Source organism: Verrucomicrobium sp. BvORR106, assembly GCF_000739655.1.
In the GTDB taxonomy this organism is placed as follows: Bacteria; Verrucomicrobiota; Verrucomicrobiia; order Verrucomicrobiales; family Verrucomicrobiaceae; genus Verrucomicrobium.
On the sequence record NZ_BATR01000104.1, the window covers coordinates 68,077 to 94,350 of the forward strand.

The following is a 26,274-nucleotide window of genomic DNA, read 5'->3' on the forward strand; positions in this document are numbered from 1 at the left end:
CTTCAGGGATCAAATTCCAGTAGTCTGCACGTTGCAGGCTCTCACTCTTGAGCTTGAGGGTGGTCGTGATTCAGCTCAAACCAGTAGGCGTGGGGAGTGACGTCAGATTCACCTGCACGACACAAAAAAGCCGACCCTCTCGCGAAGGCCGGCCTTTTCATTGAATCAATAGTCAGGGCAGATCAAGCGCCGCGACCGCAGCAGGCCTTGTACTTCTTCCCGCTGCCACAGGGGCAGAGGTCATTGCGGCCTACTTTGGGGATGTCGCGCTTGAGCGGGATGGTGATCCTGGGGCCTTCGTCCTCGGGCTCGGGGGAGTCGGGGGCGGCGGACTGGCGTGGGGCGTTTTCCGGCCCGGTCTGGCGGGCGTTGTTGAGCATGCTGTTGCGCAGATGCTCCATGAATGCCTGAAGACGCTGGTGGCTGCTGAAGAGGTTGGAGACCGCCTTGTTGTAGATGTTGGTCATCAACTCCTCGAACATGATGTACGCCTCGGACTTGTACTCCACGAGGGGGTCCTTCTGGCCGTAGGAGCGCAGGCGGACGCCTTCGCGAAGGCCGTCAATGGCGTACAGGTGGTTCTGCCACTGCTCATCGATCGCTTCCAGCAGGATGATGCGCTCGCTCTCTTGCAGGAGCTGCGGCAACACGCCGGTGGTCTTGAGGTCGTAAGCGCGGCGGACGCGATCAATGACGAACTGGACGGTTTCCTCAAAGCTCTTCGTCTCCAGAGCGGCTTCCTTCTCGGTAAGCCCGAGGGGGAAGGAGGTGTTGAGCCAGTTGAGCAGGGCCTGATAGTTGGCCTGCGTGTCGCTGCTCTGATCTTTGGGGATGAACTCCTCAAGACGGGTCGGGATGACCTTGTCGAGCACCTCATTCAGCAGCAGGCGTGGATCGGGGCTTTCCAGCACCTCGTTGCGGTAGGTGTACACCACCTCACGCTGCTGGTTCATGACGTCGTCATACTCCAGCACGTGTTTACGGGACAGGTAGTTCCGCTGTTCCACACGCTTCTGGGCAGTCTCGACGGAACGGTTGAGCCAGGGGTGTTCCAGTTCCTGACCTTCCTCCATGCCGAAGCGTTCCATGATCTTTGTCATGCGCTCAGCTGCGCCGAAGTTGCGCATGAGGTCGTCTTCGAAGCTGATGAAGAACTTGCTGTTGCCCGGGTCACCCTGACGGGCGCAACGACCACGCAGCTGGCGGTCCACGCGACGGCTCTCATGACGCTCCGTGCCGAGCACGAAGAGGCCACCGAGTTCTGATACGCCTTCGCCCAGCTTGATGTCCGTACCACGGCCGGCCATGTTGGTGGACACGGTGACGGAGCCCTTCTGACCGGCGCGCGCCACGATCTCCGCTTCTTGACGGTGATACTTGGCGTTCAGTACGGAGTGGGGGATCTTCTGCAGCTTGAGCAGACGGGAGAGGGTCTCTGAGGATTCCACGCTCGCCGTACCGATCAGCAGGGGCTGACCCGTGGCGTGAGTCTCAGTGATGAGCTTGAGCACCGCCTGGTACTTCTCACGACGCGTCTTGAAGATGCTGTCGTTGTGGTCCTTGCGCTTGATGACACGGTTGGTCGGGATACTCAGCACGTCCAGACGGTAGATGTCGTGGAACTCTGCTGCGTCCGTCTCAGCGGTACCGGTCATGCCGCCCAGCTTCTGGTAGAGGCGGAAGTAGTTCTGAATCGTGATGGTCGCCAGCGTCTGGGTCTCGTGGTCGATGTGGACGCTTTCCTTGGCTTCCACGGCCTGATGCAGACCATCGCTCCAGCGGCGGCCGGGCATCTTACGGCCCGTCTGCTCATCCACGATGATGACCTTGTTCTCCTCAACGACGTACTCCTTGTCCTTTTCGTAAAGGCAGTAGGCACGCAGGAGCTGGTTGATGTTGTGAATGCGTTGGCCCTGGGTGTCGAGCTTGGCCTGCATTTCTTCCTTCCTGGCCAGCCGCTGCGAGTCATTCAGCGCGGCATCGGCATCGATGTCTGCATAGGCAGAAGCGATGTCAGGCAGCACGAAGGCATCGGGTTCGTCCGGGTTCAGGAAAGTGCGTCCCATTTCGCTGAGATCGGCATCATGCGTCTTCTCATCGATGGTGTAGTAGAGCTCTTCCTTGAGTTCGAAGAGGGCCGTCTTCTGCGTGTCCTGGTAGAAGCTCAGCTCGGCCTTTTCCATGGCACGACGCTTGTCGGCGTCTTCCTGGGCGCGGAGGAGGCCGCGGTTCTTGGGCTGGCCCAGGCGCACCTGGAAGAGCTTGCGCCCGCCCAGCTCGTTCTCGTTCTTCTCGAAGTTCTCGTTGGCTTCCTGGATGAGGCGGTTGCACAGCGTGTTCTGGCGGCGCACGAGCTGCTCCACGAGCGGCTTGTAGCGGTCGAACTGGTGTGTGCTCGTAGCCACGGGACCACTGATGATCAGAGGCGTACGGGCTTCATCAATGAGGACGGAGTCCACTTCGTCAATGATGGCGAAGTAGTGGCCGCGTTGGACCTGGTGGTCCTTGCTGCGGGCCATGCCGTTGTCACGCAGGTAGTCGAAGCCGAACTCACTGTTTGTTCCGTAGGTGATGTCGGCCACATATTGGTCGCGGCGTACGTCAGGGGCCTGGTCGTTCTGAATACAACCGACCGTGAGTCCCAGGAATTTATAGAGGGTGCCCATCCACTCGGAGTCACGACGGGCGAGGTAGTCGTTCACGGTGATGACGTGAACTCCGCGACCGGTCAGGGCGTTGAGGAAGACGGGCAGGGTGCCCACGAGCGTTTTCCCTTCCCCCGTGGCCATTTCCGCGATCATGCCGCGATGCAGGGCGATACCGCCGATGAGCTGAACGTCGAAGTGCACCATTTCCCAACGCAGGGGCTGGTCACACACAAGCACCTCGCGACCGCACAGACGGCGGGCGGCATTCTTCACCACTGCGTACACCTCGGGGAGGATCTCCTCCAGGATGCTGGCTTCGATCTGGCCGAACTTGGGGGCGATGTCCGTGTAGGCTTCGCGAGCCCTGACGATGCGCTCTTTACGAGCATCGAGAGGCTCTTTGGCCCACGCGTCTTCGCTCACAAGATTGACGTCCAGGCTGGGGAAGTGGGGCTTCAGGCGATTGAAACGGTCGGCAACCAGACGCAGACAGTGATCTACCTCCTCTTCACCTGCCACGCGCAGCCAGACGCCAGCGAGGAACTGGGGTTCATGGAAGGCACGGAAGCGTTCCTGCCAGCCCGCGGTTTTTTCGCGGAGCACGTCTTCAGGCTCATTCTGAAGTTTGGCTTCAATCTGGTTAATCTGATGCACCAGAGGCCAGAGGCGCTTGACGGCGCGCTGGTTCTTTGAGCCTATAATTTTTCGAACGATCCAATCAAACATGGCAAGGGGAGGGAAAAAGGGACGGTAGGATGGCTGAGGATTGACTTTGCGCAAGGTAAGTGTTGAGCAGGCCCCCGCAGGCAATCCTGAGGGGCGCGGAGATGCACGCAGTCAATTTCTCGATGAAGCTATGGGAACAAGGCAGAAGCTGCGCAAAGGCAGGATCTGCCGGAAAACTGCGCCAGCCATCACCCAGTAGAAGGGTGAAGGTTCAGGGAAGAGTACATTGTCTTCCTCAGGGGAGGGGCAGGGCTCCCAGGGTGTGTAGGAGGCTCAGGCCTCGATCCCGTCTGGTGCCCGGAGGCACCCCCTCATGAATTCCCACTTGTCGGTGAACCGGTGTTGCTGATGGTCTGGGTACTTGGCTCGTCGGGAAGTCAGCTCCGTTTCCGCCTGCCTCTGATGGTCGATATGGACGGCGGAAGAGGCCGCTGCGGGGTCGAAATGCAGCGGCGGATGGGTGACTTGATCGGCATCCGCCAGCGCGGGAACAGCACTCTGCCACGGCAGTGCCACTTGGGCATTGGCACGGGGGCGTTCCTGGTTGGCGGTCAATATCGCGACGAGCGCAGGTGGCGTCACGCGCAAGGGCGACGCTGGGCTGGAAGGATCCAGCGGGGTGCGCTTTTGTCTGTGAGGCTCACCGGTAGAAGGCCTGACGGACGCGGAGCGGAGAGGCAGCTTGATGGCGACCACTCCCGCCTGATCCTCACCGCTGTCACGCGCGAGGCGTGGCTCAGCTGGCGACAGCCCCACCAAGCCCGCTCCCAGAAATAGGAACGCACAGGTGGAAAGTCGGCTGGAGGTCATGGCGAAAAGGAGACAAACACCAATGGGTGTCACCGGAAATACGCGGCTCCTCTGGAAAAGGGAGCGGAGAACCCGGGAGAACACCTGAATGTCTGGAATGCGCAATTTCTCACAGTCTGGCCGCAGGTAAAGCAATTGCGTCTCGCAGCAGTGTAAAAGCTGGAAGGCTCTGCTGCCACGGCATCAGCGTGACGGAATGGTTTCAATCATGGTCACCGCCAGCCACGGCCCGGACTCAGGATTCCAGACAGCAGACCAATACCAGCTGGAGACGTCTGTGTGGCTGTGGGACTGCGACGAGTTGGTGATGCGTTCCCGGACTCGATACGATTGCCCTCGGTGACGGGCCTCGTAGCACCCCCAGACCCGGCCATCGACATCCTGCCAGGCGGGCTTTGGGTGCACTTCGTACCCGGAAGCCCGCAGGCAGTCCGCACTGCTGTGGAGAAGGCGGGTGGGCTGGGTGACATGCCGCAGGATGATCTCTGTCTCGCCACATTGGAATCGGCCGAGCTGACCGGGAAAGGAACGGGCGAACTGGACCTCACGTTCTGAGAGCTCCACGGGGCGCAGGGGCACTCCATCCCAAGTGGCGGGCCATACGAAAGCCTGAGAATGGGAAGGAGGGGACGGCAGGAAGTGCCACAGGAGTGCCAGAGCGATGAAGCAGGGGGCGAGCGCAGCCATCCAAGCATGGCTGTGTGAAGGACGTCCCGTTCTGTATCCATCTCCGATGCGACCGGCCATAAAGTACACCCCGGCCAGCACCAACGCCTGGCAGGCAAGTCCCACGCCCTCGTGGGCCACCTGAGGCCAGTGCGCCCGGCCCGACTCGGGAAAGAACAAGATCGTGGCGCGCAGACTGTTTCCTGCGGTGACCAGGATGGTGGCTACAGCCACCAACAAGAGGGTGCCGGGCAGACGGAGGCGTCGCAGGCTGGCCAGAGTGGCTGCGACAAACCAGGTGGTCCACAGCATCCTCACTCCGGAGCAAGGCGGGTCCACGCCCACGATGCGGTCGCCATCCATCAGGAGGGTGCCCGCCCGGGTCACGGTAAGACCGAGCGTCGAAAGTGTCACGCGGGCTATCTCTGCTGCCGCCAGACGCATGGGACTGCCCGCATAGAAATCGAGCGAGGCCATGAGCGGCAGTGAGAGGAGCAGCAGTGCCGCCAGGCCCGACTTTCCCTCACGGAGCTGCATGGATGAAAGAAGCACCGCGAGCACTCCCGCGGCCATCACCATCGGGTAGGTAAAGTTGCCGGCCCAAGTCCAGGCCAGCAGCAAGCCGCTGCCGCGGATCAAAAGACTGGAGTCCCACTGGATGTCCCGGCGTCGCGTCCAAACCAGTCCGGTGAACACAAGCAGGGCCAGGAGTCCGAGAGGTTCATCAGACTGGTCCGAGATCCGATGCAAATACCATCGGCAGGAGGGAAGGGCCGCCAGAAGAAAGAGACCCCAGCCCGCCAGGGGCCAGAGCCGCACCGGGAGCGGCAGGGCATCCCGGACGACCAGATCCGTGGGGGACGCAGGATTCACCGGGGGCGCTGGCGGTTCATGAGCAGACTTGCAGCGGCCAGGAGGAGCAGGCCTGTCACGCCGGGTTCAGGCACCGCCCCGGGAGTCTTGCCCTTGGAGGAAGAGCTCACTACCACCACGGGCTGGGCCGCGCCGGTGGGCTGGCCAGCGGCTTGCGCTTCCGCAAGGATTTCCTTCGGGGCCTCGTCCACACCGACGAAAGAGGTGTAGGGTGTCAGCAAGGCATAGCGGACGCCCAGATCGGTGACTGTCTTGATGGTCTTCGCGTCAGGCGTGATCTGGAGCTCGTAGTTAAGGGTGCGAACCCGGTCCTTGGCCCACAGGGGGCGCAGGGCGGGATTGGTCAATCCCTTGGCAGACTCTTGGCCGACGTTAAAGCTGGCTTCATACGGTGAGCCCCCGGTTTTTCCGCGAACGATGATGCGGCCTTGGGGCTGACCCCGCCACTTGCCGATCAACTCGATGGGACGGTCGGCAAAGACATCCGGGATGCTGGCAGGTTCTGCATCATAGGCATCGAAGCCTTCATAGGTCACCTGGACATCCGTGAGCACGGGGCGGGAGATGTATTCCCTGAACCGTTCCGCAGCAGCGGACGCATCTTTTTCCGAAAGCACGACGAAGGGATCGCCCTGGCCGGCATGTGCGAGACCTTCAATGAGCCAGCGGTTCACCGATGTGCCAATTCCGAAAGTGAACACGTTGGCGTCATGAAGCTCCTTCCGCACCAGTTGGAAAGCTTCTTTTTCGATGGTCACATACCCATCGGTGAGGATGACGATGCTGCGCGACACGCCTTCCTCCTGAGGCATGGCCAGAGCCCGTTTGAGCGCGGGCAGCAGCTCGGTGCCACCATTGCCGCGATGGCCTGAAAGATCCTTGGTCGCAAGCTGAATGTTGTCAGGGGTCGCGGCCAGGGGCTTGGGGGAAAGCACGGCGCTGTCGGAGGCGAAATGGAGGATGTTAAACGTGTCGCTGGGATTCAGTCCTTTGAGCAGGTCGCTCATCAGGCGCTTGGAGGTCTCGATGGGAAAGCCATTCATCGAACCGCTTACATCCAGGACGAAGAGGTAGTCCCGCGGAGGTGTCTGCCCGGCCTCCAGTTTGGCGGGAGGCTGCACGTTGAGCAGGAAGAAGTTCTCCGCGTCAGGGCCGGACCCGGCGGGAGCCTGGTGCAACAGGAGCCCGGTGGCGACCTCGCGTCCGGAGAGTTGGTAGCGTAGGACAAAGTCACGGGTGGCGTGATCTGCCGAAGGGGAGAGCGTGAAGGAAGCGCTGCTCTTGCCGCTGAACTGCATCAGCCCCTGATGGCTGGGGGAGGCGATGGACTGGAGGGGCATGCCCGCCTGGAGTTCCAGATTCATGGCAAAGGTCGCCGCGCCGGCTGTGCCTGTGGCCACGTAGGGATTTTCCGCCCAGGCCTCGCCGGTGCCATTTCCTGAACCGCCCAGGTATCGGGGACCTACCACGCTGGGGAAGATGAACTCGTAAACCCGATTCGAGGGAAGCAGCTTTTCACTGTAGTGGAGGGAGACCTTGACCACCTCTCCCGGCAAGATGTTGGCCACGCTCATCTCAAACACATTTGGCCGATGCTCTTCCAGCAGGGTTGCGGACTTGCTCTGGCTCTTGGCTTTCTCGTAGGTGGCCTTGGCCTGGGTCTTCTCCTGAATGACGGATTTGATGACTCGCTGGCCCAGTCGCATCTCTACGCCATGGACGGCTGCGCGGGTGGAGGCGGGGAAGATGTATTTGGCTTCAATGGGGGCGGACCCGGTATTCTGGTACTCTTGCTCCACCGTGACATCGGCGATGACACCGGAGATCTTTGCCTGGACTTGAGTGGACCTCAGCGGCAGCACCTCAGTCTGGCTGGCGGTCTTGCCGCTCACCTGGAAAGTTGGAGCGAGCGTCTTGTCCGGTGGACCGTCGCCATAGGGGTGGGGTTGGGTGATGGCCAGCCCCATGGGGGAGGCGCAGAGGGCCAGAAGCGTGGCCGCGAGCGGGATGAATCGCTTTTTCATAGGGCAGGGGAGGTCCGGATTGTGTTCCCGAACCCTGCCCGCCCTGGATGAAGCTATTGTGAACCGATGGTGAAACCGACGTGAATTGCCAGTGAAGCTGCCTGGCGAAAAAGGCGGTCCCTTCGGCAAGCTACTTAGGTGCCCCGAGCGATTTCACCAGAAAGTCCCAGATATCCGCGTAGCCCTCGGTCTCGCGACCGGGATACTTCACGTAGCAGGTCGCCCCTGCCTGAGTGGCAAGCTTCTGGAAGCCTAGGGCCCAAGCAGGAGAGTGGACCTTGTAGTCCATCTCGGTCACGGTAGTCGGTTGGGTGAGGTCCCAGTTGTTTTCGAAGTACATGGGGGCGGCGCCCGCGTGGAGCAGGTGGTCCGGCGACCACTTGCGGATCACTGGCAGGAGTTCCTCCCGTCGCTTGAGGGATTCCTCAAATCCAGAGCCCAGCGCGGGCGCTCCCCAGATCACACCCGGGACCCATTCCTGCATGCGCACGGGATCGATGGACGGTTGACTGCGATAGGCGGCGACGCAGGTCACCCGGCTGGACTGGCGCTCCACAGGATCGGCCGAGTCGGCACGCTGGCGGTCTACCGAGCAACCAGCATACAAGGCGGGCAGAGCGCCTTGGGAGCCGCCGCCCACAGCAATGCGGTCGGGGTTGAGGTTCCATTTTGAAGCCTGGGCCCGCACAAACTGCACCGCCCGGCAGGCATCCTCCATGGGGTAGGCAACGGGCGGGCTGATTTTGTCTTCAACACCGTCAGTGAGCGTCCGTGACTCCACCGCGACCACGGCGATATGGCGGGGGAGAAACTGGTTCAGATCGGGAGCGTTCTTGGCAGGTTTCCAGAGCCCGCCATACCACACCAGAACCGGAAAGGGCGCGCCAGATGGGTTCGAGGAAGGAAGATACACATCCATCAACTGGTGTGGATGAGGGCCGTATGAGACGTCCGCATGAGTGGGCGCGGGTTTCGTAGGCCTGGCAGAGCTGCTGGCGACTCGATTGAGGAACGCCACCATCACCTTCGTCCGAGCCTCATCATAGAACTCCCGGCCGCCGTGCTTGCCGCCGACCACCGGGACGAACTCTACGCTGAGTCCGGCCTTCTGGTAGGCGCGTTGGAATTCCTCGGACTGGGCGAAGGGCATCTGTGGATCGGCATCTCCGTGAATCAGCAACAGCGGCGGATCCTGGGCATCGAGCTGGGCGACCGGGCTGGCCAGCCGGGCGAGGTCTGGTTTCTGTTCAGGTTGCCCGCCTAGTAACAACTCGAGTGCAGGCACCCGAACTTTCAAGCCATGTGGCGTGCTCTGCGAAAGGATGGTCTGCAAGTTTGAAGCTCCGAAGTGGCTGATGATGCCTTGGACATCACTGGAAGCAGATGGGGCTGAGCCCACGGTGCCCTCCAGGACTTTGTTGCCATTGGTGACGCCTACAATCGCGGCGAGATGTCCACCAGCAGACCCACCGGCGATCACGATCTTGGAGGTGTCGTCCAGGCCGAGGTCCTTGCCCTTGGCCCGCAGGAAGCGGATGGCCGCCTTGATGTCATGAGCCTGCGCCGGGAACGGGGCGATGGTGGAAAGACGGTAGTCTACACTGGCAACTGGAAAGCCTTGTGCCACGAGGCTGTCCAGTGGCATGTCTGAGCGGGAGCCGGAACGCCAGCCACCGCCGTGCACGTAGACGATGAGGGGAGACTTTGCTTTTCCCTCGGGCAGGTGCAGATCGAGTTTGAGCGACTCGTCTCCCACCTGGGCGAACTCGATGCCCTCTTTGACCACCGGTTCCGCCTGAGCGGATTCTGCAAGGTTAACGAACCCGGTGACAAGTGAGAGCAGCAGAGCAGAGCGATACCAGTAGAAGGGATTAGTCATGGGAGGAGCCGGTCGGACTCTGTATACGCGACGGGACGGGCTCCTCTTTGATCAGGCTTTCTTGCTGAGAGGGCGTCTATTTCACAAGGCTGCGGTATTGGAGCACCGCGAAGGCTCCGACGATGGCGGCCTGTCCCAGGATGAAAGCGATGCCAAGAGTGGTGGGTTGAACCCAGTGCGTGGCGAGCAGGGCCACGCTGTCCAGCGTCCACAAGACATTGATGCCGACAATCGCCCAGGCCAGGCCGTGGGTGAAGCTCGGACGGAGTGACATCCAGGCAACCACGGCGGCGAAGGGGATGAGGATGTAGCTGACCCAGCGGAGTAGCCCGGCCGGGAGCCCAAGCAACGGCGAGAGCATCTCTGAAAAGAAGAGCAAGCCCAGAGCCATGCCTCCGGTGGCAATTGCATCGAGGAGGAAGATGGCAGGGGCTTTTTGAGCAGCAGTGGTTTGGGCGAACGTGTTCATTGATTTGTTGGTTTGAGTGGATCTCGGTTTCAGGGAGTCGCCTCTGTTGGCGACAAGGGGATTCTATTGCGGGCGCTCTCCTTCACGATTACCTGCGAGGTAATAAGATGAGCGTTTCCGCACTTTCTTCTGCGTCACCTTTTGTGGCGTCTGGTGGCTCCTTCGGGGCCATGCTGCGTGGCTGGCGTGAGCATCGCCGCTACCGGCAGATGGAACTGGCGCTGGAAGTGGAGATCTCCACGCGGCACCTGAGTTTCATCGAGAACGGTCGTTCCCGTCCCAGTCGGGAGATGATCCTGCGGCTCGCGGAATTCCTGGACATCCCATTCCGCGAGCAAAATGACCTGCTCATTGCCGCAGGTTTTGCGCCCGAGTATGGCGCGCGTTCCCTGAAGGATCCCTCGCTCAGCGAGGTGAGGCGAGCGGTGGGGCTCATGCTCTCCAGCCTGGAGCCCTGTCCCGCCCTGGCCGTGGATCGCAGATGGAATCTCGTGGAAGCGAACCGGCCCGCCAAGGCGCTGCTGGCCGGGGTGCCAGAGGAACTTTTGCGCGGGGACGTGAACGTGCTGCGGGTGAGTCTGCATCCGCGAGGACTGGCACCGCAGATCCTGAACCTCTCAGAATGGCATGCCTATGTGTTGGGCAGGTTACGTCGAGATATCGCGATCACTGGCGACCGTCAGCTCCAGGTGTTGTTGGCAGAGCTGGAGTCCTATGTGTCGCCCAACTCGCGGGCACGTGCTGCGAAAGGGACCGCAATCGCTGGCGAGTCAGGACCCGGGTTGCCGGTCCTGGTGCCGTTTCGCCTCCGCACTCCGGTGGGGGATTTGTCCTTCGTCAGCACCACGACGGTCTTTGGCTCCGCTCTGGATGTGACCGTGTCTGAGCTGGCCATCGAGTCGTTCCTGCCAGCCGATGAGGCCACGGCTGAGGCCCTCAAGACGCTGATCCATGGCGCGAGTTAATGGCCATTCTTGGCAAATCTCCTCAGAGGAAGCTGGAGTTTTGGCCCGGATCAGGCTAGAGCAGGCAGCATCTCATGCTTCAGATCAGCCAGTTCCGCCTGCCCATCGATCACACCGACGACGCTCTGAAAAAGTCTGTCTGCAAGGCTTTGGATACTCGCCCGGAGCGGCTGGGCAGAATCAAGATCAAGCAACGGGCGGTGGACGCCCGGAAGAAGAATGAAGTTCTCTTCTGCTACACGCTGCTCGTGGAAGTGCCGGATGAAGAGCGCGTCCTACGGCGGGTGGGCAAGCCCGGCCGGATTGAGAAAGCACCGGACGAACGGTACCTGGAGCTGGAGAAGCTGACAGCCGAGGGAGGCAGTGACACGGCACCCAAGCCCAGAATCGTGGTGGTAGGCACGGGGCCGTGCGGACTTTTCTGCGGGCTGCTGCTCGCCCGGCAGGGGTATAAACCCATCCTGCTGGAGCGGGGCAAGGCGGCGGGACCGCGCGCTCGAGATGTGACTGGCTTCTGGCGTCGTGGCTGGGCCTTCGATCCCAACTCCAATGTTCAGTTTGGGGAAGGGGGCGCGGGCACCTTCTCCGATGGCAAGCTCTACACTCAGATTCGGGACCGGGAGAACCGCATCCCCTGGATCTTGAAGGAGCTCGCCAAGGCGGGGGCTCCGGAGGACATCCTGGTAAAGAGCCGACCTCACGTGGGCACGGACCGTCTGATCAAAGTGGTGCGGACGATTCGTGAGGAGATCATCAGTCTGGGTGGCGAGGTCCGATTCGAAACCCGGGTGGCTGACGTGGTCCTGGAGAACGGAGTGATGCGCGCGGTGAAAACTGAGACCGGCGAGATCATCGAGGCGGAGCGGTTTGTCTTTGCCGTGGGGCACAGTTCACGGGACACCTTCGAGGCGCTGTACAAGCAGGGTATTCCTTTTGAGGCGAAGCCGTTCTCGGTGGGGGTGCGCATCGAGCATCCCCAGGCACTGCTGGACCATTCCCAATTTGGAAAAGCCGCAGGGGACCCCAAGTTGGGGGCGGCGGCCTACAAGTTCGTGGCGCACGCTCCCACCGGGCGGGCAGCCTACAGTTTCTGCATGTGTCCTGGTGGGCTGGTGGTGGCTGCCACCTCTGAGCCGGACATGGTGGTGACCAACGGGATGAGCAGCTACGCCCGGGCGGAAGCCAATGCCAACTCGGGGTTCATGGTCGATGTCCGGCCGGAGGACTTTGCTGCGGAGAATGTGCTGGGCGGAATCGACTTCCAACGAAGCCTGGAGCGCCGTGCCTTCGAGGTCGGCGGGCGGAACTACCATGCGCCTGCGCAGTTGCTAGGGGACTTTATGCAGGGCCGGGCCAGCACCAGTCAGGGGAAGGTGAAGCCTTCCTATGAACCGGGAGTGTTCTGGACGGATCTGCGAGAGGTGCTGCCTGAGTTCGTGTGCAACACGATCAAGGAGGCCGTGCCCATGATCGAGAGCGGGCTCAAGGGATTCATGCTGGATGACGCGGTGATGACCGGCGTGGAAACCCGCAGCTCTTCACCTGTCCGGATTCCACGAGATGCCCAGACATGCGAGTGCGTGGGGGTGAAGCATTTCTATCCAGCAGGAGAGGGCGCGGGATACGCCGGCGGGATCATCTCTGCGGCGGTGGATGGCATGCGCGTGGCAGAGAAGATCATTGCGGGGATACAGGGGTAGGTTCGGCCTTTGGTTTGGGTTCGTGTTTTCCCACGGGCGTAGTCGTTTTGGTACATGCACAAAAAAGGCGTCTCGCGCTTTCACGCGAGACGCCCAAAAGAGCATCGCTGTTGAGGTGGCTTAGGGAACCACTTCGCCGGAACCCGTATAGATCCACTTCTCAACCTTGCCGCCGAAGACGCGGGCTTGGGCTTGGGTGTCGAAGTCACCGAACATCGTCTTGGTGGTGTAGTCCACGATGATGGTCCAGTACTCCTTCTCGTCGATCTTCTCGAGAGCGGCATCACCCCACTTCTTGATGTTGGTAGGGGTGATTTCCGTCACCTGACCGGCTTTCATGCTGGCGAGCAGGATGTCGTAAGTGCCTTCGGCATTCTTCGCGGGCTTGTCACCACGGCTGGCGACGGCCGGCGTGGAGGCTGCGGTCGCCTTGGCGTTGTTGGCGGAGTTCTGGGCGAAGAGGAACTGGCGCTTCAGCATGGCGGTGCGATCCACCTTCCAGCGCTCATACACATCAGTCAGCACGGCCTTGAGGTCCGTGTCATCCAGAGACACCGTGGCGCGGGCAGGGGAGGTCGGCGTGGGGGAGACGGTGAGGTTTTCACCGAGTTGGCCAATGGCGGTGGCGATGCCGCCAGCGGTCATTTTCGAGCCGAACTTGTTGCCATTGATCTCCGCCATGAACTCCACGTTCTTCATGAGCTTGATCGGACGTGGGAAGGCGGACTTGGGAATCTCAGCCCAGTTTTTCACCACTTGTTCGATCGGCGGGAAGTCAGGAGGGAGGAAGCCGTCAGCATCGGGCTTCTTCACTTCAGCACCCAAGCCAGCCGTCATCGGGGGCGGTGTGGGCATGGGTTCGGGCTTGGGCGGCTCCGGTTTGGGCGGCTCAGGCTTGGGTTCAACCTTCGTTGGCTTGGGTGGTTCCACCGCCACCAGTTCCGGTTGCTTGACCTCCACGGTCTGCGGTTTGGGCTTCTCCAGACCAAAGTAGTCCGCCACGGGCGGATAGGCATACTGGAAGCCGACAAAGCCGACGCCGAGGAGTAGGATTAGAATGCCAAGGGCTTTCATGGGTGGGATATATCAGCGCACTGAGCGGGTGTTGGGGGAGGGAAAAGGTACGGCCAGCTGGGAGGTTTTCAATATTCAGCCGTTGAAAAAATAGCGGAGGATATGGTAGTACAGCGGGGCGGAAAAGCAGAGGGAGTCGATCCGGTCCATCATGCCGCCATGTCCCTCGATGAGGGTGCCCCAGTCTTTGATACCACGTTCGCGCTTGATGGCGGACATCACCAGGCCACCAAAGAAAGCCACGAGGCAGAGCAAAAGGGACACCCCGAAGGCCTGAAGCGGGGAAAACGGGGTCAGGCGATGCATGAGGGCCCCCAGCAAACTGGCGGAGAGGATGCCGCCCACGAGCCCTTCAAGGGTCTTTTTGGGGCTGAGAGCGGACACCGGGGTCTTGCCAATCAGTTTGCCCCATACGTACTGAAGGACGTCACTCCCCTGGATTACGGCGACGAGGAAGATGATCAGGCCGGCGCTCCCCATCTTGATGGCGGGCAGGTTGTCCAGATTCTCCAGCATGGGGATGTGGCTGATGAAGTACACACAGACCATCAGGCCCCATTGCGTACGCGCATTTCGCTCCAGGAACTCCGTCACATCCGGTGTCAGCACCGTGAGGATCGGGATCAGGATGAATGCATAAACAGGAATCATGATGGCAAACATCCCGTACCAATGGGTGGCGACCAGCCAGTACTGATAGGGGAGGATGACGAAGAATGCGGCAAACAGGGCCCAGTGGTCCCCCCTGCGCGTGGGGGTGGCGGTGATGAACTCGCGCAGCGCCAAGAACGAGATCAGGCCAAAAATGATGGTGGAGCCAGCCCGATTGAAGGACAGAGCGGAGAACAGGACGATCACCATGACCCACCAGCTGTTCACGCGGGCTTTCAGGTTGGCGACGGTCGCTTTGCCCCCCTCACTCTGAACCTTGCGCCCCAGAATGTAACTGATGGCGCTGGCCAGAAAGAGCACCCCAAACACCGCGATGAAGAGATTCCGGGTGACGTCGGAGCTGAAGTTGATGGAACTGAGGATGGGCACGGGGAGGGGTAGGGAAGGCGCTGGGTTCGAAACGGATGGGGCGGGATTTCGTTAGGTGAGACGTCAGCCGGGCTTGAGGCTGCCCCCATGCGCGTGAGGCATGAGATTCAGCACGGCCTCGCGAGTGCGACGGAGGAAGTCGGGTTTCTTTTCACCCTCCTCCAGGCGGAGCGGGGCTCCAAATACCACGGTGCTGATCAGAGGGATGGGGAGGAGGTGGCCCTTGGGGAGGATGCGATTGAGATTCTGCAGGTACACGGGGATCAACTCCGCTTCCGGCACCTTGTTTGCCAGGTGGTAGAGGCCGGGTTTGAAGTCGGTGATGTTCCCATCCATGCAGCGGGTCCCTTCCGGGAAAATGATGAGTGACTGCCCTGCGCGCAAGGCATCCGCCATCTGGGAGATCGGGTTTTCCGTCCGGGAAATGGCCTCCCGGGCGATGAGGAGAGAGTTAAAAATGCCGCAGGCAACCCCGCGGGTGAGGGCGGTTCGCCCCCAATAGTCGCGGGCGGCAACGGGGCGGGTGCGTTCCCGGGCCGCGGAGGGCAGGGCGGCCCAGAGGGTGGCAAAGTCCAGGTGACTCCCGTGATTGGCAAAGTAGATGCGCAGTTTTTCGCACTTGGGGTCGCAGCCTGCCCACACGGCGTTCGCGCCGGTGATCAGCTTGGTCAGGAAGATTGAGGCGGGTCTCAACATGGGCATCACGGGTTCGTTGGAGTATTCTTGTAAAGATCCCGCGAAATAATACACAGCCTCCTCCAGCAGGTGAAAACACAGCCCACCACGATGAGGGCCAGGGCGACGGTCATGACGATGTCCGCCTTGCCATCGGGACGCACCCAGAGCTCCACGATGCTGCCCAGACAAGCGAAGGTGATCACCGCCATGCGGTGCTGCTTGGCCATGGGGCCAGCGAAGGATTGGTTGCCCGTGAGGGTGCCACCCAGCACGCGAATGTAGGCGGTCATCACCGCCAAGACGGCGGCGACCCAGCCCAAGGGCATGCCCCAGAGCTTGATGATCCAGTCGCTGCTGTAGCCGGCGGCCATGAGGATCAGAGGATCGGCAATGCGGTCAGGCACCTCGTTGTAGAGGCCTCCCACCACGCTCTTTTTGCCCCCTTCGATCGCCACCATGCCGTCCAGGAGATTGCAGAGCAGACGCATCTGAATGCCCACGGCGGCACCGATCCAGAGCAGTGTGGCGGCTGTAGGGCAGCAGGCCTCGCTGGCGGTCATGAGGCAGACGACGCTGACGAGAGCAAAGGCCACACTGAGCACAGAGATGGCATTCGGCGTGAGGCCCCACGCGTCCACTTTCACGGCCAGACGTTGCGCCCATGGTTTTTCACGGGATTTCAAATAGCGCCGTGCTCCCATGCCTGCGGGGGTCTCTTCTTGCATGGTGCACTGTTGGCGGATTCGGTGGTCGTGCAATGCGATTTGTTGAAGCAGGCAACTGGCAGCCAATGGGTGTGACTTCCTGCTTCTCAGAACGCGCATCCTGCCTATGCTGCGCGGATGCCCCAGTCTCAGCCCCAGCGCCTTTTCCTCTTGGACAGCATGGCCCTGCTGTATCGCGCCCATTTTGCCCTGATCAGGAAGCCGATTTTCACCAGCGATGGGGTGAACTCCTCCGCTCTGTTTGGCTATGCGAATGCGCTGCTGGACATTCTGCAGAATCAGAAGCCGACCCACTTGGGGGCGGCATTCGACACCAGCGCACCCACGCCCCGCCACACGATGTTTCCCGCATACAAGGCGCAGCGAGACGAGATGCCGGAGGATCTGAGTCTGGCGATCCCGGCGGCCAAACGTCTGCTGAAGGCGATGCGCATTCCGGTGCTGGAAGTGGATGGCTGGGAGGCGGACGACATCATCGGCACCCTGGCCCACCATGCAGAGGCGCGGGGAGGATTTGAGACCTACATGGTCACTCCGGACAAAGACTTTGGCCAGCTGGTGACGGAGAACACGTTGATCTACAAGCCGGGGCGGCAGGGCTCTGACACCGAGATCCTGGGGGTGAAGGAAGTCTGTGAACGCTGGGGTGTGAGCAAGCCGGAGCAAGTCATCGATCTGCTGGGGTTGATGGGGGATGCCAGCGACAACATCCCGGGTATTGCTGGGGTGGGGGAAAAGACGGCTGCCAAGCTCATTCAGCAGTTCGGCAGTGTGGAGGCTCTGCTGGCCCGGTCGGACGAGGTTGAGGGCAAGCTCAAGGACAAGGTAAAAGCCGGAGCGGAGATGGCGGCCCTGTCCAAGCAACTGGCCACGATCATGATCGATGCTCCGATCTCGGTGCAGCTCGATGATCTGGCAGTGCAGGGATTTGATGACGACGCGCTCAAGTCCATCCTGGTGGAGTATGAGTTCAATGCGCTGGGGCGTCGGCTGTACGGAGATGACTTCAAAGCTGGCAGAGGGCGACAGCTCGGGGCCGCGACCCCGGCAGCTACGACTCCCACCAGCAAGAAGTCCAAAGGGACGGACCTGCAGGGGGATCTGTTCGGGGCGGGGACGGAAACCATCCCGGTGGCCACGGCTGGAGACGAAGGTTCCGCTGAGGACATGGCTGCAGAGCCTGTGCATCTTCCTGGGCTGAAGACCATTCAGGACGTGCCGCATCGCTATGATCTGGTGAAAACCGCAGAGGAGCGTTCAGCATGGTTCCAAAAGCTCAGCGAGGTGGAGGCCTTCTGCTTTGACACCGAGACGGACGGGCTGGACCCGCTCTCCGCCCGCATGCTCGGCATTGCCTTCAGCATCGCCCCTCATGAAGGATGTTATTTCCATATTCCAGAGGACCGGGATGAGCATCTGGCGGTGCTGAAGGAGGTGAAGTCGTTCTTTGCTGCTTCGACGGCGGAGAAGATCGGTCACAACCTGAAGTTCGACCTCCGCGTGTTCCTGGCCCACGGAGTTGAGGTGCAGGGGCCATTCTTTGACACCATGCTGGCGCATGCCCTGGTGGAGCCGGATCAGCGCCATGGCATGGACTACCTGAGCGAACGCTATCTGGGCTACAGCCCGGTGTCCATCACGTCGCTTATCGGTGAGAAGAAAGGGGCGACGCCCCAGAAGAGCATGGCGGAGGTGCCGCTGGAGCCTCTTGCCGAGTATGCTGCGGAAGACGCTGACGTGACGCTGCAACTCTCTCAGAAGTTGCGCCCTGAACTGGAGCGGCTTGGCTTGAATAAGGTGTTTTTCGAGATTGAGGCCCCGCTGCTGCCGGTGCTGGCGCACATGGAGCACGAGGGGGTGAAGGTGGATGTGCCCACTCTGGAGGAGTTTGGGCTGGAACTGCTCAATCAGGCCAATGTGCTGAAGGAGCGCATTCAGGGATACGTGGACTGGCCGTTCAACCTCAACTCGCCCAAACAGCTTGGGGAGGTGCTGTTCGACCATCTGAAGCTGATGGAGAAGCCGAAGAAGACGGCCACCGGTCAGTACCAGACCAATGAGCAGACGCTGCTGACGCTTCAGGGGAAGCATCCCATCATCGATGACATCCTCGCCTATCGCGAGTGCACCAAACTCAAGAGCACCTACGTGGATGCGCTTCCCGCGGCAGTGAATCCTCTCACGCACCGCGTGCATACCACCTTCCATCAACTGATGGCGGCGACAGGGCGCATGGCCTCGACGGATCCCAACCTGCAGAACATCCCCATCCGGACGGACCAAGGCCGGGAGATCCGCAAGGCTTTCGTTCCCGAGAAGGAAGGCTGGGTGCTCATGAGTGCTGACTACTCCCAGATCGAGCTGCGGGTGATGGCGGAACTGAGTGCTGATCCGGCCATGATCGAGGCCTTCCAGGAAGGACATGACATTCACCAGGCCACCGCGGCCAAGGTGTATGGGGTGGCATTGGACGAGGTGTTGCCAGAAATGCGGCGCACGGCCAAGATGGTGAACTTCGGCATCATCTATGGCATCAGCGCCTTCGGGCTGAGCCAGCGGCTGGGCAATACTTCACGTACGGAAGCCGCGCAGATCATTGAGAACTACTTCAAGCAGTATCCCGGCGTGAAGCGCTATATGGAGGACATCGTCACCCAGGCGCGGACGCTTGGCTATGTGGAGACCGTCGTAGGCCGCCGCCGCTATCTGCGGGACATCAACTCCTCCAACATGTCGGTGCGCAGCGCCACGGAGCGCGTGGCGATGAATGCGCCGATCCAGGGCACCGCCGCGGACATGATCAAACTGGCCATGGTGAACGTGGCCCGCTCACTCAAAGAGGGCGGGTTCAAGACCCGCATGCTTCTCCAGGTGCACGACGAACTTCTCTTTGAAGTGCCAGCGGATGAAGTGGAGAAGGTGAAGCCCGTCATCGAGCAGGGGATGCGGGAGGCTCTGCCGCTCAAGGTCCCCGTTCTGGTGGAGGCCGGGACTGGCAAGACCTGGCTGGAGGCGCATTGAGGGCGGTGGGTTAGGAGTTAAGAGTGAAGGGTTGTGGGGCTGAGACTTGAAGTTTGAGTTTTGAACTTTGAAGTTTTCAGCCCCCTTTTTCACAACGCCTTCGACTGTAGTTTTCGTGAGGTATGGAAGGCGTAGCCAAGGGCCAGGGCGGACCAGCCGAGCAAGAGAGCCAGCAGCGTCCAGAAGTAGGGGACGGCGCCAAGGCCGGAGAGTTTGAGGACGATCAAGAGCAGGCTGATGCCCATGAGGATGCGTCCGGCGAAGCGATGGGTACGGTTCCAAACCTCAGGAGACTCCAAGGTCCAGGGGCAGCGGATGCCGATGGTGTAGTTGGGGCGCAGTTTGCCGAAGTAGTTTCCCAGAAACAGGAAGAGCAGAGGCACGCCGTAGAAGATGGTGCCCTTGATGACCTCCAGGTTGCCCCATGAGGCATAAACGATGCCCACGGTGCATGAGCCGAGAAGGATGCACACGGCCAGCATCGATTTACGCAAAACGTTGCGCACCTGGTCGCGGGTATCCGGTTCGTACTTCGCCATTTTGGGATCAAACCGGAACCAAATGAGAGTGGCCACGGTGACCAGAATAGAGGTGATCGGCAGCAGGAGCACGCCCGGAAAGCGGTTCATGAAACCATCTGGCCGGAAATGGATGTTGAAGTGAACGGGCACCCGGTCAGGGATCTGTGGCCAGACGACGGCGAGATACACCAGAGGGGCGGCGAGCACCACGATCTCGGGCCAATGTTTGATCAGTTGCTTTTTCATGGGATTCGGGGAGCTCGGCAGGCTTGGCTGCCGTGAGGCTGAGCAGCCAGCGGATGGCGTCTTCCACCACGCTGGTGGCGAGGGAATAGATGACAAACTGCCCCTGCTTTTCCGAGGTCACGAGGCCTGCCCGTTTCAGCAGATCCAAGTGGTGGGAGACGGTGGGGCGCCCCAGCTTAAAATGCTCTGCGATGGCTCCGGCAGACAGGTCTCCACCCCGCAGCAGATCCAAAATGGCCCGCCGGGTGTCATCATTCAGTGCCTGAAAAAGAGTCGTCACAGGATTGATTCGATATTTCGACAATCATCGAAATGATTGGCCTTGTCAAGGCGGCCAAAAATATTTTGTCCAACGGGCAAAATATTCTGCCTTTTGTTCAACAGCCCCATCAGCTCGCACGTTAAGGTCCAAGATTTTAGTTCGTACATACATGGTAACAACCACTTCTGACTCCCATGCCCGGTGCAACCGACCCATCGGTTCGCAGGCAAATTCACTCCAGGGCCCGGGCAGATACGCCGGTTGGTGGAAGGGGTTCTGTGCGGCAATCATCCTGTTGGCCACGAGCGCGGAACTTCCTGCGGCGAACATCTACTGGGGTGGCACGAGTGACGGAAACTTCCAGACGCTGGGAAACTGGTACACGAATGTGACGCAGACCACGGCGGCGTCGGCCCTCCCTGGGGCATCAGACATCGCCACCTTCAACGCCCAGGGGACGGTGACGAACGCCATCAGCACGCTCGGGCAGTCGCTGGCGCTCCAGGGGATGCTCTTTAATAGCAACGCGTCGGGCAACATCACTCTCGGTACGTTGAACGACTTCGTCGTGACGTTGGGCACGGCAGGGATCTCCGTGCAAGCTGGCAGCGGGAGCCATACCATCAATTCGGGAGTGACGGTGGGGAGCACTCAGTCCTGGACGAACAATGCGGGGAGCAACAAGATGCTGACGGTGGCGGGCAACGTGACATTGAGCGCCAACCTGACCCTGGCGGGTGACACGGGGATCAATGTGACGGGTCCGATCACGGCCACGACCAACCGGACTCTCACGATCTCCAACACCAGCGGGGCAGTCAATTTGGGGGCGGTGAGCACGACGAACACCCAGACCTTTACTGTGCAATCGGGAGCGGCGGCGACGGTGAATGGGGTGGTGTCGGGGGCGAACTATCACAAGGATGGAGCTGGCACCCTGACCTTCGCAGCAGCGAATACCTTTACTGGCAACCTGCGCATCCTCGATGGCAAGGTGGTGGTCAAAGCCTCAAACACCGCCAATCATCAACTGATCTTTGGCAACGCCTCAGGTGGGGCGGGCTCAAATGGATTTGGCACCTTCGAACTCGACAACACGGTGGCGGATGTGAACTACCGCATTTCCACGCTCTATGTGCATCCCACCAGCGATGGAGCGGTGATTCAATCCACGGGGGGAGCCTTTGCCGCCAACCTCTTCCTCAACGCAACTCGCGATTTCATCGTCAATGAAACGGCGTCGGACATCGATCTGCTGGTCAAGGTGGGGATTGCCAACGGTGACGGTACGGCACGCAGCCTCAACAAGCGGTCGATCGGCACCATGGTGATGCAAGGGGTGAACAGCTACACCGGCACCACCTCGATCGCACGTGGCAAACTGGTGCTGGACTACAGCGTGAACAACAGCAACAGCCGGTTGGCAGATGCTGCGGTCGTGTCGATGAGCGGCGGGAATCTGGAACTGCTCGCGAATGGATCCGCCTCCTCGGCGGAGACTATCGGTTCCCTGACGCTCGGTTCAGGAACCAACGGAATCAAGCTGGTGGAGAATGGCGTAAATGGTGTCACGCTGACAATGGCGGCAGGCATCACTCGGGCCGCCCCCAGCTCGTCCAGCGGCTCTGGAGTGGTGAACTTTGAGCTGGGAAGTGCCAGTCTGAACAAAGTGGTGTCCGTCGGTGGATTGGGGAATGACGCCCGTGGCATTCTCGGTGCGTGGGCAACGGTGGGAGGAGATCGCTGGGCGACGAAGAACGGCAGCAATGAAATCGTGGCCCACGCGGGCACAGTGCAGAGCAATCAGTCGGCTTGGGTCGCCCTGGATCATGTGGTGGTGGACGCGGCTCTGACGGGCACATTGCGGACAGCAGAGGTGGCCTCATTGGTCTTCGACGCTCCCGTCGCCAACAACCTCGTCATCAACAATGCGGCGGCAGCGCTCATGTTGGGATCTGCCGGGGTGCTCGTGAGCGACGATGTGGGGGCCAATGCCACGACGATCTCGGGAGGTCAGCTGCTGGTACGCAATGCCACCCAAGGAGCCAACGCTGAGCTGGTGCTCACCAACTATTCTACGGGCACCCTTTCGGTGACCTCGCATATCGGCGCCAGCAACACCACGCAGTCGGCCACGCTCAACCTGACGCTGGCCGGAACTGGCCTGATTGAGATTGCCGGAAACAACTACTACAACGGCATCACCAACATTCAGGGCAACGTGCGGGTGAGTGGGGGCAATGCTTTCAACGACTACGCCGCACTGGTGATGGCGGCCAGCGGGCAAATGACGTCCCTGGGAGCCTCTATGAACCTGAACGGCTCTACGGAAATCGTGGGGTCACTCCAGGGCGGGGCGGCCACGGATGACACCTATGCCGAACTGGGGCGTGGTGAGCTGTCTCTCGGCACCGGGGGCACCTTGATTGTGAATCAATCGGCGACCAGCACGTTCCACTCCCGCATCAGCGGCAGTGGCACACTGGTCAAACGGGGCAGCGGTACTTTGACGCTCTCCACAAATGGCAACCACACGATGACGGGAGAGCTGCGGGTATTGGGAGGATTGTTGGATCTTACCAGCGGCAGTGAAGGATTCATCAACATCAACACCATCCGGCTCCGGGGTGGGCAGCTTCGGGTGGAGCAGAACCAAGCCACTCAAGTCAACAAGCTGAACAACAATGCGACGCTGGTACTGGAAGGGACGGCCGGCGACGGCTACCGCATCACGGGCAACCAGAATGCCACGCGGACGGAGACGGTGAACATCCTGGAACTCCAAGGTGGGGCGAACACCTTTACTTTGAGCCATTCTCTGACGGCGAGCGCAACGAACAATGCAGTGCTGACGACCTTCGCGTTTGGCAGTACGACGACGAGCAACTTTGTGCGGAACAACGGGGCCACCCTCTTGGTACGTGGGGCCAACTTGGGAGGGACCGCGAGTGCCACCACAACCGCCACACGGGTGACCTTTGGTAGCTACACCAAGCTGGACAGCTTCTTGATTGGGGATGTGAGCAACAGTGGTACGAAACGCAAGATTCTGCCGTTCATCATCTCGGACAGCTCGGCCACTGGCGCTGGAAACACCTTCGTCACGCGGGATACGAATGGCCTAAGAGCACTGGATGTTGGCACCGAATACGTGATCACCTATGCGGGGGCAGTGGCGGGCGACAACGTATCGCTCAACAGCGCCGTGGCTGCAGCGGGTACGGCGACAGTCAATGCCTTGAGATTGGATGGTAGCGCCGCTGGCTTCAGTGTGACGGGGGCAGGTGGAGGCACCAATGTCCTGACCCTGACGAGCGGCGCACTGTTGTTCACGGCAGGTGCCACCGACAATGACGTCACGATCAGCGGATTCGATCAAATTCTGGCGGGCACTGCAGACGCTGTGGCGGATGAACTGGTCGTCTTCACCACCAGCACGCATGCGACAAACCCGGCTGGGGCGACGCTCACGATTGCTTCCCAGATTGCGAACCAGGGAACAGCCGCAACTGGGATTACTAAAGCAGGGAATGGCACCCTGGTGCTGAGCCACACAAACAACACTTACTCGGGCCCCACCACCATCAACCAGGGAGTGCTGGAGTTTGGGGCGGCGGGCAGCCTTGGCAGCGGCGGCGTTGTCATGGCGGGAGGAACGCTGCGCTGGGGGGCGGGAAACAATGCTGATATCAGCAGCGGTCGTTCGGTGGAGTTGCTGGGGACTTCCGTTTTCCTCACCCCAGCCGGTGGGGGCAACATCCTGAATGTGGGCAATGTGTTCGACGTAGGGGCTAACAATGTAAGTTTGAGTGGGGCAATTGGAAACAACGGCTACGGAGGACTGACCAAGATTGGTGCTGGCACCCTCTCGCTTTCTGCGGCCCCCACCTATAAGGGCGCGACGGTGGTGGCCCAGGGGGCGATGAACTTTCAGACCATTGCTGCGAACACGACGGAGGCTCTCTACCTGGTGGCGAGCAGCGGGACGGTCTCCTCCATCGTTGAGAGTGGCCTGAATGTGCAGTCGCTGATTGTGGGCGGGGTGTACGGCACGGCCCAAGGCATGACGGGGCAGTTGACCGTGAACGGTGGAGCAGTGAACATCGGTGATGGAAGCAGTGACGATTTCCTTCTCATCGGCTACCGTGACGCCTCTGCATTGGGAGGCGTCGATACAACGAGCAGCACCCGAGGGGATGCGAATTTTTCGGCCGCCAGCTCGGTGAACATCAATGTGAGCCGGATTCTGATTGGGGCCTACCAAGGAACGGTGCCTACTACCAACTCCTATACGGCTACAGGGGGGCTTGTGCTGTCCAACACATCCAACACCATCACCGCGGGTACTTTCATCATCGGCTTCGCTCCTACTGCGGTGGTCAATACAAATACCGCCTCGACGGTGAACTTGGGAACAGGCTCCACCGCCATCAACGTGGATTCCTGGGTGATCGGAGGTGAGCGGTCCAAGGCCACGGTATCGATTGGTGGCGGAGGAAGCCTGACGGTGAGAGGACAGGCGGGTGGGGAAACCGGTGCCAATCTTTTCATTGGCGACAACGACATGGTGGGGACGGGAACACCCAACATCTCATCCCTGGATCTGACTGGGGCCTCATCGGTCAACATGAAGCTGAATCTGCTCGTGCTCGGGCGAATTGGCAGTGCCAACGGTGCGAACGGCTACGGGCAAGGCAGCCTGACCTTCGGCATTGGCACCATCGAAGCCACCAGCATTCGCATGGCGGATCACGACTACTCGCAGGCGGGCACCGGGGCCACCACCCCGGCCAACACCAAGGGAACGATCACGCAACGGGGGGCATCGACCTTCCGGTTCGGGGAAATGAGCCAGGGCACAGGGGTTGGGACCTATTACTGGGAGGCGGGCACCATTGAGAACCTACAAGGGCGGGATCAACTCAATCAAAATGTCACCATCACGCTCAATGGCGGCGGCTCTGCGACGGATGTGGGACTGCGTACATTCTCAGTAGGCGAGAACCAGCAGTCCACGTTTGAGTCTGCGGCAGAGTTTGCCGGGACCGGCTCGTTCACCAAGGCCGGTCTGGGGGAGCTCATTTTGAACGGGATCAACCTGAACTCGGGCAACCTGCGCATTGCCGCGGGTCGCGTTTCACTGCGCTCCACTGCGACGATGGATGATGTGGCCTGGGTCAATCTGGATTCGGGCGCAGCATTCGACGTGAAGAATCGCACGGCCCCGAGCTACACCACGGATGCGGTCATTTCAGGCACGGGCGTGATCGATGCCACAGGAGGTACATTCACTGTCGGAACGGGCGTGGGGGGAACCTCCCGGGTGGGCGTGCTGCGGCCTGGGGCGTCCAGCGTGGTAAACAGTGCCGCCTCAGCGAGCACCGTTGGAGACGCTACAGGCACTCTCACGGTTCTGGGAGGTCTGAATCTCGCAGGCGATGCGAGCCGTGTGGATCGGGCAATTCTGCAGGTGGGAGGCACCACTCGCAACATCGCCTCCTCGTTCAGCTCCTTTGCCACAGTCGGGGAGTGGGTGGACTCCATCCCCACCGCTTATGCCAGCTACTTGGAGGACAGCGGCGGCAACCACGATTTCATCGACGTGCAGGGGGCGATCACGCTGAATGCCAATGGCGGCATCACCGTGCAGACCACTTCTGGCTACACCGGGGCGTTCGGCGATGTGTTCAACCTCATCGACTGGTCAAGCATCATCAACAACGGCTTCACGGTTCCGAATCGCTACGATGATGGCACGGGGCTGGGGCTGATGCTGGATCTGCCCACTTTGAGTGCTGGCCTGACCTGGGACACATCCTTGTTCCTGAATCACGGCACTCTGGTGGTGACGCCAGAACCCTCACGGATGCTTCTTCTGGTGGCGGGAATGAGCACGATGGTTCTCCGTCGTCGAAAGAAGCGGTGAGAACAGGGCAAGCCGAACAG

At 60.7% G+C, this 26,274-nt stretch carries 16 protein-coding genes; 4 read left to right on the plus strand and 12 right to left on the minus strand.

Going from position 1 to position 26,274, the window contains the following annotated elements:
• Positions 1-182 precede the first annotated feature (182 nt).
• From secA to BV106_RS18585, 6 genes are all read right to left on the minus strand, one after another.
• A complete protein-coding gene (gene secA, locus BV106_RS18555) occupies positions 183-3,374 on the minus strand; it encodes a preprotein translocase subunit SecA (protein ID WP_038167143.1) in 3,192 nt (1,063 codons plus the stop codon).
• A 273-nt stretch (positions 3,375-3,647) separates the two neighbouring features.
• The gene (locus tag BV106_RS18560) at positions 3,648-4,184 is read right to left on the minus strand and encodes a hypothetical protein (RefSeq protein ID WP_038167144.1); all 537 of its coding nucleotides are present in this window, start codon (positions 4,182-4,184) and stop codon (positions 3,648-3,650) included.
• A 183-nt stretch (positions 4,185-4,367) separates the two neighbouring features.
• Positions 4,368-5,723, minus strand: a complete 1,356-nt coding sequence (locus BV106_RS35850; RefSeq protein ID WP_051946034.1) for an exosortase/archaeosortase family protein — start codon at positions 5,721-5,723, stop codon at positions 4,368-4,370.
• Positions 5,720-7,747, minus strand: coding sequence for a VIT domain-containing protein (locus BV106_RS18575; RefSeq protein ID WP_051946035.1), 2,028 nt, complete (start codon positions 7,745-7,747; stop codon positions 5,720-5,722). Before BV106_RS18575 ends, BV106_RS35850 begins: the two co-directional genes overlap by 4 nt.
• A gap of 130 nt (positions 7,748-7,877) precedes the next feature.
• Positions 7,878-9,626 (minus strand): alpha/beta hydrolase fold domain-containing protein, encoded by a 1,749-nt coding sequence (locus BV106_RS36855; protein WP_063767960.1) that lies wholly within the window; start codon positions 9,624-9,626, stop codon positions 7,878-7,880.
• Positions 9,627-9,702: 76 nt separating this feature from the next.
• Entirely contained in the window at positions 9,703-10,095 is a 393-nt protein-coding gene (locus BV106_RS18585) for a hypothetical protein (RefSeq protein WP_051946036.1), read from the minus strand.
• A gap of 107 nt (positions 10,096-10,202) precedes the next feature.
• On the opposite strand from BV106_RS18585, the gene BV106_RS18590 reads away from it, so the two are divergent.
• Positions 10,203-11,060 carry a helix-turn-helix transcriptional regulator gene (locus tag BV106_RS18590; RefSeq protein WP_038167145.1) on the plus strand — a complete coding sequence of 286 codons (858 nt, stop codon included), beginning with the start codon at positions 10,203-10,205 and terminating at the stop codon, positions 11,058-11,060.
• Positions 11,061-11,134: 74 nt separating this feature from the next.
• Positions 11,135-12,760 carry an FAD-dependent protein gene (locus tag BV106_RS18595; protein WP_038167146.1) on the plus strand — a complete coding sequence of 542 codons (1,626 nt, stop codon included), beginning with the start codon at positions 11,135-11,137 and terminating at the stop codon, positions 12,758-12,760.
• A gap of 120 nt (positions 12,761-12,880) precedes the next feature.
• Here the strand turns inward: BV106_RS18595 and BV106_RS18600 are convergent, their stop codons facing one another.
• From BV106_RS18600 to BV106_RS18615, 4 genes are all read right to left on the minus strand, one after another.
• The gene (locus tag BV106_RS18600) at positions 12,881-13,834 is read right to left on the minus strand and encodes a hypothetical protein (RefSeq protein WP_038167147.1); all 954 of its coding nucleotides are present in this window, start codon (positions 13,832-13,834) and stop codon (positions 12,881-12,883) included.
• Between the two features lie 75 nt (positions 13,835-13,909).
• Positions 13,910-14,875, minus strand: a complete 966-nt coding sequence (locus BV106_RS18605) for a phosphatidate cytidylyltransferase (protein WP_051946037.1) — start codon at positions 14,873-14,875, stop codon at positions 13,910-13,912.
• A 63-nt stretch (positions 14,876-14,938) separates the two neighbouring features.
• Positions 14,939-15,577, minus strand: a complete 639-nt coding sequence (locus tag BV106_RS18610) for a lysophospholipid acyltransferase family protein (RefSeq protein ID WP_081891904.1) — start codon at positions 15,575-15,577, stop codon at positions 14,939-14,941.
• A complete protein-coding gene (locus BV106_RS18615) occupies positions 15,577-16,278 on the minus strand; it encodes a CDP-alcohol phosphatidyltransferase family protein (RefSeq protein ID WP_038167149.1) in 702 nt (233 codons plus the stop codon). The genes BV106_RS18610 and BV106_RS18615 overlap by 1 nt, the downstream gene beginning before the upstream one ends.
• 117 nt (positions 16,279-16,395) lie before the next feature.
• On the opposite strand from BV106_RS18615, the gene polA reads away from it, so the two are divergent.
• Positions 16,396-19,299 (plus strand): DNA polymerase I, encoded by a 2,904-nt coding sequence (gene polA / locus BV106_RS18620; protein WP_038167150.1) that lies wholly within the window; start codon positions 16,396-16,398, stop codon positions 19,297-19,299.
• An 89-nt stretch (positions 19,300-19,388) separates the two neighbouring features.
• On the opposite strand, the gene BV106_RS35855 is transcribed toward polA, so the two are convergent.
• Positions 19,389-20,066 (minus strand): SdpI family protein, encoded by a 678-nt coding sequence (locus tag BV106_RS35855; RefSeq protein ID WP_081891906.1) that lies wholly within the window; start codon positions 20,064-20,066, stop codon positions 19,389-19,391.
• Positions 19,975-20,346 carry an autorepressor SdpR family transcription factor gene (locus tag BV106_RS18630; protein WP_038167151.1) on the minus strand — a complete coding sequence of 124 codons (372 nt, stop codon included), beginning with the start codon at positions 20,344-20,346 and terminating at the stop codon, positions 19,975-19,977. The genes BV106_RS35855 and BV106_RS18630 overlap by 92 nt, the downstream gene beginning before the upstream one ends.
• 151 nt (positions 20,347-20,497) lie before the next feature.
• On the opposite strand from BV106_RS18630, the gene BV106_RS18635 reads away from it, so the two are divergent.
• On the plus strand, positions 20,498-26,254 hold the full coding sequence (locus tag BV106_RS18635; RefSeq protein ID WP_038167152.1) for an autotransporter-associated beta strand repeat-containing protein: 5,757 nt from the start codon (positions 20,498-20,500) through the stop codon (positions 26,252-26,254).
• The last annotated feature ends 20 nt before the right edge of the window (positions 26,255-26,274 follow it).